A 10,643-nucleotide genomic window follows, 5' to 3' on the forward strand; every position below is an offset into this window, starting at 1 on the left:
GACTTTAATTTTGAATTTTAAATTTTGAATTTTGAATTCGGAGCGAAGCGACGTGACGATGGCTTGGGAATTTTGGATTGATCGTGGTGGTACGTTTACTGATATTGTGGCGAAGCGTCCCGATGGTAAGTTAATTATTCACAAGCTGTTGTCTGAAAATCCTGAACGCTATCGGGATGCAGCAGTGCAAGGTATTCGGGAAATTTTAGGCATTCCCACAGATGCGCCCATTGCTGCTGATGTGATTTCTGCTGTGAAAATGGGTACTACTGTCGCGACTAATGCCTTATTGGAAAGAAAAGGCGATCGCACAGTCTTAGTAATCACTAAAGGCTTTCGGGATGCGTTGCGAATCGGCTATCAAAACCGTCCGCACATTTTCGCCCGTCGGATTATATTACCAGAAATGCTCTACGAGCAGGTCATTGAAGTAACAGAACGTTACACAGCCCAAGGTGAGGAATTAATCCCCGTTGATTTAGAGGCTATCCGTCCCCAATTGCAAGCAGCATTTAATCATGGCATTCGTTCTTGTGCGATCGTTTTCATGCACGGCTACCGCTACACCGAACATGAAAAACAAGTTGCTGCTTTAGCCAGAAGTATTGGTTTTACTCAAGTTTCCGTCTCTCACGAAGTCAGTCCCTTAATGAAATTAGTCAGTCGGGGTGATACGACCGTCGTTGATGCTTATTTATCCCCAATTTTGCGCCGCTATGTAGATCAAGTAGCCAGCCAGTTAGGAGACAAGGAAGCAGAGGAGCAAAGGAACAGAGGAGAAGAACTTTTACCCAATGCCCTATGCCCCATGCCCCATGCCCCATGCCCAGTTAAACTAATGTTTATGCAATCAAATGGCGGACTAGCTGACGCTGAAAACTTTCAAGGTAAGGATAGTATTTTATCAGGGCCAGCCGGTGGGATTGTCGGGGCGGTGCAGACAAGCTTGATGGCTGGGTTTAATCAGATTATCAGCTTTGATATGGGTGGCACATCTACAGATGTCGCCCATTTCAACGGCGAGTATGAACGTACTTTAGAAACGGAAGTTGCTGGGGTACGTCTGCGAACACCGATGATGGCAATTCATACTGTCGCTGCTGGTGGTGGTTCGATTGTGCAGTATGACGGTTCGCGCTATCGGGTAGGGCCAGAGTCAGCCGGCGCAAATCCTGGCCCTGCTTCCTATTCCAAAGGCGGGCCGTTGACGGTGACTGATTGTAATGTTATGGTGGGTAAGCTACAGCCTGAGTTTTTTCCGCAGGTGTTCGGAGAAAATGCCGATTTACCTCTCGATGTAGAGGTTGTCAGAGCCAAATTTACTCAGTTGGCAACAGAAATTGGTGATGGTAGAAAACCAGAGGAAGTTGCAACGGGATTTTTAGCGATCGCAGTTGATAAAATGGCGAATGCGATTAAAAAAATCTCTCTCCAGCGTGGTTACGACGTTTCGGAATACACGCTATGTTGTTTTGGTGGTGCTGGTGGACAACACGCTTGTTTAATTGCTGATGCTTTGGGGATGCAGCAAGTTTTCATTCATCCCTACGCGGGGGTATTGTCAGCTTACGGTATGGGTTTAGCTGATGTCCGCGCCATGCGAGAGAAGTCTGTAGAAAGTGTGTTAAATCATGATGTCTTGTCTGAACTAGAGTCAATCTTTACCCAATTGGCAGAGGAGGGACAACAAGAATTAAACCACAGAGTGACAGAAGCAGGAGAGAAAATCGAGATTTATCGCAAGGTGCATTTACGGTATGACGGCACAGATGCGCCGTTAATTGTGGATTTTGGTGAGATAACCGCGATACAGACACAGTTTGAAACTTTGCATCGTCAGCGTTACGGGTTTATCGTTCCCGAAAAGCAGCTAATTGTCGAAGCGGTAGCTGTGGAAGTAGTAGCGCGACATGATGCACCACCAGAAGCTATAGTTTCACGCCGAGATAACCAACCACCAACAGCCGTTGCCACTGTGCAGATGTACACTGCTGGCGCATGGCATTCTACACCAGTGTATCAGCGAGAGGATTTACAACCAGGAGATTGTATTTCTGGCCCGGCGATTATTGTCGAACCAACGGGTACAAATGTGATTGAACCCCACTGGAAAGCACAGTTAACCCAACTTAGTCATCTGATTTTACAACGAAGCACTAAAAAAACGCAAGTCCCCCTTCTCAATTCCCCAGTCACTACCGAAAAAGACCCGGTGATGTTGGAGATATTCAATAATTTATTTCGAGCGATCGCTGAACAAATGGGGATAACCTTACAAAACACTAGCTCCTCAGTCAACATCAAAGAAAGGTTAGATTTTTCCTGCGCGATTTTTGATAGTGCTGGACAGTTAGTAGCTAACGCGCCGCATATCCCCGTACATCTGGGTTCAATGAGTGAAAGCGTCCAAGCCTTAATTACAGCTTATGGCGACAACATCAAACCTCAAGATGTCTTCGTTTCCAACAACCCCTACAACGGCGGAACTCACCTCCCCGATATCACCGTCATCACCCCAGTCTTTCCCCAGTCAAGAGTCAAGAGTCCCCAGTCCCCCCTATTCTACGTCGCCTCACGGGGACATCATGCAGATATCGGTGGCATAACTCCCGGTTCTATGCCTCCTCACAGTCAAAATGTCACGGAAGAAGGAATATTATTAGATAATATCCAGTTAGTAAATGCTGGAGAATTTAGAGAAACAGAAATCAGAAACTCACTCGCCAGTGAACCTTATCCCGCCAGAAATATCAATCAAAATATTGCTGATTTAAAAGCACAAATTGCAGCGAATGAACGTGGTGTTCAAGAACTGCTAAAAATGGTCGAACATTACGGTTTAGACACCGTACAAGCTTACATGGGGTTTGTGCAAGATAACGCCGAAGAATCAGTCCGGCGAGTGATTGAAGTCTTAAAAAATGGTAGTTTTAGCTATGCTTTAGATGATGGGAGTATTATTCAAGTAGCTATCACTATCAATCATGAAAATCGCAATGCCGAAATTGATTTTACTGGCACATCACCCCAACAACTAAATAATAATTTCAACGCTCCGGCGGCAGTTTGTAAAGCCGCAGTGTTGTATGTTTTCCGCACCTTAGTAGATGATGATATTCCCTTAAACGCTGGCTGTCTCAAACCTTTAGAAATCATCATACCGCAAGGGTGTATGTTAAATCCCACCTATCCGGCGGCGGTAGTGGCGGGAAATGTGGAAACATCCCAAGCCATTACAGATACTTTGTATGGTGCATTGGGGGTTTTAGCCGCTTCCCAAGGAACAATGAATAACTTTACCTTTGGCAATCAACGCTATCAATATTATGAAACTATCTGCGGTGGTTCGGGTGCTGGTGCAGATTTTGCGGGTACAGATGCGGTGCATACCCACATGACAAATTCACGCCTGACCGACCCAGAAGTGCTAGAATGGCGGTTTCCGGTGATTTTGGAAAGTTTTGGTATTCGTGATGCTAGTGGCGGTAAAGGTCAAAATCACGGCGGTAATGGGGTAATTCGTCGCCTCCGGTTTCTAGAACCCATGACAGCCGGAATTTTAGCAAATCATCGTGTAGTTGCACCGTTTGGTTTATGTGGCGGTGAAGCGGGGAAGGTGGGAAGAAATTATGTGGAAAGAAGTAATGGTACTGTGGAGGAATTAAGTAGTAAAGCGGTGGTAGAGATGGATGCAGGAGATGTGTTTGTGATTGAAACTCCTGGGGGTGGGGGGTACGGGTTGAGACGAGAGTAGAACGCAGATAAACGCAGATAAACGCGGATGGATTGCATTGGGGTTTTGATACCGCATCCAGTCAGCAAAAAGCGATCGCACTTTACCCAGGCGATCGCTCTTTGCTATACTTAGACTTATTAATTAAACTTTGGTACGGTCTGTCAAAATTTCATAACCAGTCTCAGTCACCAAAACTGTATGTTCAAACTGTGCTGACAAAGAATTATCCACAGTTACAGCCGTCCATCTATCTGCTAAAGTTCTAGTATGTTTAGAACCAGCATTTAAAATGGGTTCTATCGCCAAAGTCATCCCTGCACGCAGTTTCACATTAGGCATTTCTCTTGTACGATAGTTAAACACAGAGGGTTCTTCGTGTAAGTTGCGTCCTACACCATGTCCGGTGAATTCTTCCACTACACTATAACCATTAGCTCTAACATGATCTTCAATTGCCCCTGCTAAATCAAGCAAGTAAGCACCTGCTTTCACTTGTTCAATACCTTTATAAAGTGCTTCTTCCGCGACGCGAATTAACTTAGCGGCTTCTGGGGTAACTTCACCGACAGCGATGGTAATACAAGAATCACCATGAAACCCTTGAAAATAAGCACCAGTATCTACCTTTAATACATCCCCTGCACGAATGACTTTTTTAGGGTTGGGGATACCATGCACAACTTCATTATTGATGCTGGAGCAGATAGAACCAGTAAAACCATGATATCCTTTAAAGCTAGGTGTAGCCCCCATTTCACGAATGCGCTTTTCTGCATAAGCATCCAAGTCAGCCGTAGTCATTCCCGGCTTGACTAACTGCGAAATTTCCTTGAGGACAGTTGCAACAATTTTAGCAGATTGTCGCATAATCTCAATTTCACGGGGAGATTTAATTTCGATTCCCCGACGTTGTTTAGGTGATGATGCTGGTTTAGGAGATTGAGAAAGTAAATTGGTGAGGATGTTCATGAGAAACTAAAGATTACTTGCGCCTTGCCGCTAAATTGACTGTGTTTTACCTAAAGTTTAATTGAGAAATAATATCTATATTTAAGTTAGCTTATTTTTTGTGACGAATTAGTGATTAGTCATTAGTGATTAGTCATTAGTGATTAGTCATGCGACAGAAGATTCTTCCTTGTCTCCCTCATCCCCCTCAACTCTGATTTACTTACCTGCAATGACAATTTCCCCAATCATACCTGCTTCCGTATGTCCGGGTATAGAACAGCGTAAACTGTATTTACCTGACTTCATCGGTACAAAAACCCATTCAGCAGTCGCACCGGGTTTAAGTTCAAGTTCATGAACTGCGCCTTTAATCTCCACTTTACCAGCTTCAACCTTTTGACTCCAGATAGCATCAGCGAAATCTTTAGCAGTAAAATAATGCTTCAATTGACTAGGATTAGTCAACCGCAATAGATAACGCTTCCCTGGTACAAACTCCAAAGAACTCGGCTCAAACTTAAATTCATTAGCAGAATTACCCAAACTCACCGTAACCTCCGTCACAGACTGCCTAGACAAATCCCCCGAAGAAATTGCAGCGATCGCCGGACTCCCCCAACTCAAACCCAGACACAACAAGCAACCCAAAACCACCCTACCCCAAGGCCCAAAACCCACCATAGTATAAAAACCTCCGCGTACCTTTGCGTTTCCTCCGCGCTCCTTTGCGTTTAAAAAATTATCTCACAACCTGACGCGCCAAAATACTAGGCCCTGCCGTCACCACCACCAAATGATCAGGATGAAATAACTCACGAGCCGCTTGATTCACCTCAGCCAGCGTCACCTGCCGAATCTTTGCTGTATAATGATATAACTCAGCCTGCTCCAAACCATAAACCTGATTCATCAAGATATTACTGGTTAACTCCTCTGGATCTGCCAAAGAAACCTGATAATTACCAATCAGAGTCCGTTTAGCCATCTCAACTTCCGTAGCAGTCACACCATGCTCATGGATATCTTCAAGTAGTTTACGGGTACTAGCGATCGCCTGATTAGCATCTTCTGGACTGGTTTGCATTTCAATCCAAAATGTGCCAAAATCCTTTTCAGCTTGAAAATGGCTAAAAATGCCATAAGTCAAAGCTTGGCGATCGCGCACTTCTGCACCTAAACGACTCGATAAAGTATCACCCCCGAAAATCTGATTTAATACCAAAGCTTGGTAAAATCTAGGGTCTTGACGCTTAATCCCGGTATAACCCATATAAGTAATTGCTTGAGTTTTACCAGGAACAACCGGATTAACTCGCACAATACTGCTAGGGTTCGATACTTCAGGATATTCTACACTAGGCGGTTCACCACTGACAAGCCAATCACCCAACTCTGCTGCTATGAGCGATCGCACAGATTCCGGTTGCAAATCTCCCACTAATACCAATACCATCGTATCAGGACGATAATATTTGTGTTGGAAAGCGACGACATCCTGACGTTTAATGCGTTTCAAAGATTCCTTAGTCGGGAACTTGTGTAAAGGATGCGCTTGAGGGTAAATTGATTGTACAAAGATGCGAAGAGCAACTTCCCCTGGCTCATCTAAATCTTGTTTGAGTTCAGATAAAGCTTGTTGACGGTTAAGTTCTAATTCTTTTTGGGGAAAGGTACTGTTTTTCAGCGCATCCGCTAAGGTGTGGATTAAAACAGGTAAGTCTTCCGCTAAACTATCGCCCTCAATTTGTACACCAGTGCGGTAAGCTGCAAAATCCAAGCTTGCACCTCTATCTTCCAAAGCCTTGGCTAAGGTAGAAGCGTTTTTAGTTTTAGTTCCACTCATCAAACTATCGGCTACTAAAGATGCTAAACCGCTTTGTGCCACCGGGTCAAATTCTGAACCTGCTTTGATGTAACCGCTTAATGTGATTGTGGGTGTACTGTCATCCCTCAACAATAATATTTGTAAACCGTTAGCTAAAGTAAACTGCTGTGGTAATATTAGTTTAGTGTTTTGATTATTGTCCTGAATAGTATCAATTTTCGGAAGATACTGCATCATGTCAGCAGGTGGGACAGTGGAATTACCAGAGAACTTTTCTGTAGTGCGTGGTGATGATTTTTGTTTGGTGATTTCCTGGGTTTGACTGACAATAGGTTGAAAAATTCCCACTGTTTGAGCAGATTTAGTGAGATATTTATTTAATACAGCCACAACATCGGCGGTGGTGACTTGACGCACGGCTGCTAAATAATAATCTGTAAAACGATAATCCCCAGTAGTTGTCTGATCATTGCCTAATTGCATTGCTTGATCAGTGATATTGCGATTACTCAAAATTATCGCAGCTTCTAACTGACGTTTAGCTCTAGCTAATTCGGCAGAGGTGACACCATTTTGAGATAATTTAGCGATCGCCTGATCGAGAACTGATTGAATTTTACTCAAATCTTGGTCAGGATCAGCAGTCACTAATAACTCATACCAACCCGCTTTTTCTAAGCTTACCACCGAAGCAGAAACATCAGTAGCTAAACCAGATTCTACCACAGCTTGATACAGTCGAGAATTTCTCCCTTCCGTCAAGATGTAATCCAGCACCTCTAAAGCTGGCATATCTTGATGATTTGCTGGTGGTAGTGGATATATAGCTTGTAATAATGTAGTTGATCCTGGTTCGCGGAGAATTAGGGGATTGGGGATTGGGGATTGGGGATTGGGGATTGGGGATTGGGGATTGGGAAATTTTGGGGATTGGGGATTGGGAAATTTTGGGGATTGGGAAATTTTGGGGATATTACCAAAGATTTGTTTTACAGTCGCTAAAGTTTTCTCGGTGGAAAAATCGCCGACGATGACTAAGACGGAATTTTCAGGATGATAAAACTGACGATAATATTTTTGTAGTTCCTCAACCTGGAACTTTTCTACATCTGCTTTCGTTCCACCCACAGGTAAACCATAGGGATGGTTGGGAAATACTCTTTGCAGGATAGCACGATTGAGGCGATATTCTGGACTATTTTCATAACCCTGCAATTCGGAAATAACTACCCGCTTCTCCCTCGCTAGGTGTTCGCTATCTATGAGCGCGTTTTGCATTCTATCTGCTTCTAAAACTAGCAGAGCTTCCAGCTTATCCCGTTCTACAGTACCATAATAAGCTGTTTGGTCATAGCTAGTAAAAGCATTGGAGTCACTACCCAAAGCACTAAACAACCAGCCAAATTGAGTTGGACGGTTGGTTGTGCCTTTAAACATGATATGTTCTAGTTGGTGGGCAATGCCGTTATGTCCCGGTGCTTCGTGGCGTGAACCGAATTTATACCATACTTGCACACTCACCACAGGTGCTGTATGTACTTCCTTGAGTAATACAGTTAAACCATTTTCCAGCACTGTGCTGTAAACATTATCTGTGATTGGCAAATCTTTCAGCTTATTTGTCACTAATGTTGCTTGGTTATTCACTCGTCTAGAAGTAGTTATATATTGATTCTCAGCAAGTTGATTGCCAAGAAATAATACCGCAACTAATGAAATTACAACCAGCAATACATAGAAACGGTATCTATAGCAACCTGATAATATAGACATTTATGGTGGTAGATGTAATCATCTCATTACCTTGAGAATATGTTATCAGGTGAACAATCACAAGGTATATAAAAAGACAATCTTAATAGAAGTAATTAATTAAGTTTAGTTAATAAGCGGATAAATTCTAATGGTAAGCCATCAGTATCAGCAATGAAGGCGACTTCCCAAATGCGATCGCCTATTTGTTGCTGTGTTGGTTCTAACAATATTTTTAACGGTGGTAAATCTGATTTTTCTTGAACACATTCTTGTAAATTTGTCAACCACCCTGGTAAATCTGGGGTAAAGTCAGTTAAATCAAAAGACAGATGATAGTATCCCACATAATGCTCATCACCAAAAGCATCGGGTGCTGGTTTAGGTTGGGGAATTTGAATCAGTTCAATTCTGCCGCCTAAACCTTCCATCCAGCAAGCTAGGGTATAGCCTGTAGTGAAGCGTTCACAGACAGTAAAACCTAGTGTTTCATAAAAGGCGATCGCTTGATGGATATTCGCAGTCCGAATAGAAGCGTGGTGCATAATTTAGTGATTAGTCATTAGTCCTTAGTCATTAGTCATTAGTCAAAATCTAGAAATTATAGACTTGACTATTGACTATTGACTATGGAATCTTACTCAAACAATCGAAAATAAGGGTAGCGCACCGGCACACCCGGTTCTTTATCTAAATCGAAATTAATCACATCCCAACAAGGTTCTTCGGCGGGATCTGGACTAAATTCTACAGGTAAACCGTAAAGTCTGGCAGATGATGTTTCTTGCTGTCCTGAACGCCAAGGAGTGCTACGTTCTAAATAACCACTCATCAATTCCTGATAACGTTTGGCGATGATCACTCGTGTTGCTCGATAGCCTTGGGTGTATAACTTGTCTAAGGCTTCATGAATTTCAAACCGAATGCCATCAGGATGAGTATGTTGTCTATACCATTCATTATTCCATCGCCGCCAATGTCGCCCAGATTGGAGATGAACTAACTCTTCAGTTTTGGGATTCGCTTCAAATGCGCCATGACGAGGACATAAATAGGTATCAGTCAGTGTCAACGCCGGAATTGTTTGGCGACAATGCGGACACTGGATGTCAGGGCCAAATATAGGGTACTGCAAACCTGGATTCATCATGAAGTGCGTACAATCATAGTTTCGTCTTCACCAGCACCAGTGAGTTGGATTTTACACTTCCACTCCACCACTGTGGGGGGTTTGTTCATTGCGACAAAAAAAGGCATTGTGGCAAGAACAAGTTTCACCGTTGTCTGCCTCGATTTCGAGGTGTGACACTGTGATATTCTGGTTTTGCAACCAGCCTTCAAGGATGGAGTTTTTCCAGTGTTCCTGGGTACCATATTCATATTCTATCGTGTCTACTACTTCTTACTGGCCTTCTGTTGATTTTTCTCAAGCCGCCTTCATCGCACCTAACGCTGTGGTGATGGGTTCGGTAAATATAGCCCCTGGGGTAAGCATCTGGTATGGTGCTGTTGTGAGGGCGGATGTAGAACGCATTGAACTTGGCGAATGCACTAACATTCAAGACGGGGCAATTTTACACGGTGATCCCGGTTTACCCACCATTTTAGAAGACCATGTGACAGTAGGACATCGTGCTGTAGTACATTCTGCCCACATTGAGCGCGGCTGTTTGATTGGTATTGGCGCAGTTGTGTTAGATGGAGTCAGAGTTGGTGCAGGTAGCATCATAGGTGCTGGTGCAGTAGTCACCAAGAATATACCTCCTTTATCTCTAGTTGTCGGCATTCCCGGCAAAGTTGTACGTCAAGTCACCCCAGAAGAAGCCGCAGAACTCATCGAACACGCCGAACGTTACAAAAAGTTAGCTTTGGTACACGCTGGCAAGGGAACGGATATTGGGTTTAGGTGAGGGAGTAGGGAGCAGGGGGAGCAGAGGAAGCCGAGGAAGCCGAGGAGAAAAACTAACAACTAATGACCAATGACTAATGACTAATGACTCTTTTCTTAAACTTTCTTTACAAAACCCTATAGCAAAATTGCCCACTTCAGCTAAAAATAAAAATGAGAGTAGTTGATAAAACTTTAATTTCCACTAGATAGAGGGGTACTAGAAATGGATAATATTGATTTTCGTGTCGTCGTCGTTTTAGCTCCTATCGCTGTTGCTGGTGGCTGGGCTGCTTTTAACATCGGTGCGGCTGCTTTAAGACAAGTTCAAGGCTTTTTGAACAAACAAGCCTAAACTCTGGTTAAGATAACCATTTTCTAACCGACTGTTATCTTCACGACAACAGTCGGTTTTGTCGATTTTGGGGACTGGGGACTGGGGACTGGGGACTGGGGACTGGGGACTGGGGACTGGGGACTGGGGACTGGGG

At 43.7% G+C, this 10,643-nt stretch carries 9 protein-coding genes; 3 read left to right on the top strand and 6 right to left on the bottom strand.

What is annotated here, in order from left to right; genetic code table 11:
* Positions 1-58: 58 nt before the first annotated feature.
* Positions 59-3,754, top strand: a complete 3,696-nt coding sequence (locus tag A3775_RS23235; RefSeq protein ID WP_066427027.1) for a hydantoinase B/oxoprolinase family protein — start codon at positions 59-61, stop codon at positions 3,752-3,754.
* A gap of 123 nt (positions 3,755-3,877) precedes the next feature.
* Here the strand turns inward: A3775_RS23235 and map are convergent, their stop codons facing one another.
* The 6 genes from map to A3775_RS25345 all read right to left on the bottom strand — a co-directional run bounded on the left by map (position 3,878) and on the right by A3775_RS25345 (position 9,542).
* The gene (gene map / locus A3775_RS23240) at positions 3,878-4,705 is read right to left on the bottom strand and encodes a type I methionyl aminopeptidase (RefSeq protein WP_066427028.1); all 828 of its coding nucleotides are present in this window, start codon (positions 4,703-4,705) and stop codon (positions 3,878-3,880) included.
* 198 nt (positions 4,706-4,903) lie between these two features.
* Positions 4,904-5,368 carry a plastocyanin/azurin family copper-binding protein gene (locus A3775_RS23245; RefSeq protein ID WP_066427030.1) on the bottom strand — a complete coding sequence of 155 codons (465 nt, stop codon included), beginning with the start codon at positions 5,366-5,368 and terminating at the stop codon, positions 4,904-4,906.
* Positions 5,369-5,426: 58 nt separating this feature from the next.
* A complete protein-coding gene (locus tag A3775_RS23250) occupies positions 5,427-8,285 on the bottom strand; it encodes a pitrilysin family protein (protein WP_066427032.1) in 2,859 nt (952 codons plus the stop codon).
* Between the two features lie 95 nt (positions 8,286-8,380).
* The gene (locus A3775_RS23255) at positions 8,381-8,809 is read right to left on the bottom strand and encodes a VOC family protein (protein ID WP_066381914.1); all 429 of its coding nucleotides are present in this window, start codon (positions 8,807-8,809) and stop codon (positions 8,381-8,383) included.
* Positions 8,810-8,901: 92 nt separating this feature from the next.
* Entirely contained in the window at positions 8,902-9,414 is a 513-nt protein-coding gene (locus A3775_RS23260) for a TIGR02652 family protein (RefSeq protein WP_066381912.1), read from the bottom strand.
* A complete protein-coding gene (locus A3775_RS25345; protein ID WP_255363881.1) occupies positions 9,411-9,542 on the bottom strand; it encodes a hypothetical protein in 132 nt (43 codons plus the stop codon). Before A3775_RS25345 ends, A3775_RS23260 begins: the two co-directional genes overlap by 4 nt.
* Positions 9,543-9,652: 110 nt before the next feature.
* Between A3775_RS25345 and A3775_RS23270 the strand changes: the two genes are divergently transcribed.
* Together A3775_RS23270 and A3775_RS23275 are read left to right on the top strand one after the other, a co-directional pair.
* Positions 9,653-10,174, top strand: a complete 522-nt coding sequence (locus A3775_RS23270; protein WP_066381906.1) for a gamma carbonic anhydrase family protein — start codon at positions 9,653-9,655, stop codon at positions 10,172-10,174.
* Positions 10,175-10,378: 204 nt separating this feature from the next.
* Positions 10,379-10,507 carry a photosystem II protein Y gene (locus tag A3775_RS23275; protein ID WP_066381904.1) on the top strand — a complete coding sequence of 43 codons (129 nt, stop codon included), beginning with the start codon at positions 10,379-10,381 and terminating at the stop codon, positions 10,505-10,507.
* The last annotated feature ends 136 nt before the right edge of the window (positions 10,508-10,643 follow it).

This window comes from Anabaena sp. 4-3, assembly GCF_001597745.1.
In the GTDB taxonomy this organism is placed as follows: domain Bacteria; phylum Cyanobacteriota; class Cyanobacteriia; order Cyanobacteriales; family Nostocaceae; genus Trichormus.

Excerpts from the sequence above, each read along its gene's own strand:
- A3775_RS23245 (WP_066427030.1), bottom strand. The coding sequence starts at position 5,368 with ATGGTGGGTTTTGGGCCTTGGGGTAGGGTGGTTTTGGGTTGCTTGTTG.
- A3775_RS23260 (WP_066381912.1), bottom strand. The coding sequence starts at position 9,414 with ATGATGAATCCAGGTTTGCAGTACCCTATATTTGGCCCTGACATCCAG.
- A3775_RS23235 (WP_066427027.1), top strand. The coding sequence starts at position 59 with ATGGCTTGGGAATTTTGGATTGATCGTGGTGGTACGTTTACTGATATT.
- map (WP_066427028.1), bottom strand. The coding sequence starts at position 4,705 with ATGAACATCCTCACCAATTTACTTTCTCAATCTCCTAAACCAGCATCA.
- A3775_RS23255 (WP_066381914.1), bottom strand. The coding sequence starts at position 8,809 with ATGCACCACGCTTCTATTCGGACTGCGAATATCCATCAAGCGATCGCC.
- A3775_RS23250 (WP_066427032.1), bottom strand. The coding sequence starts at position 8,285 with ATGTCTATATTATCAGGTTGCTATAGATACCGTTTCTATGTATTGCTG.
- A3775_RS23275 (WP_066381904.1), top strand. The coding sequence starts at position 10,379 with ATGGATAATATTGATTTTCGTGTCGTCGTCGTTTTAGCTCCTATCGCT.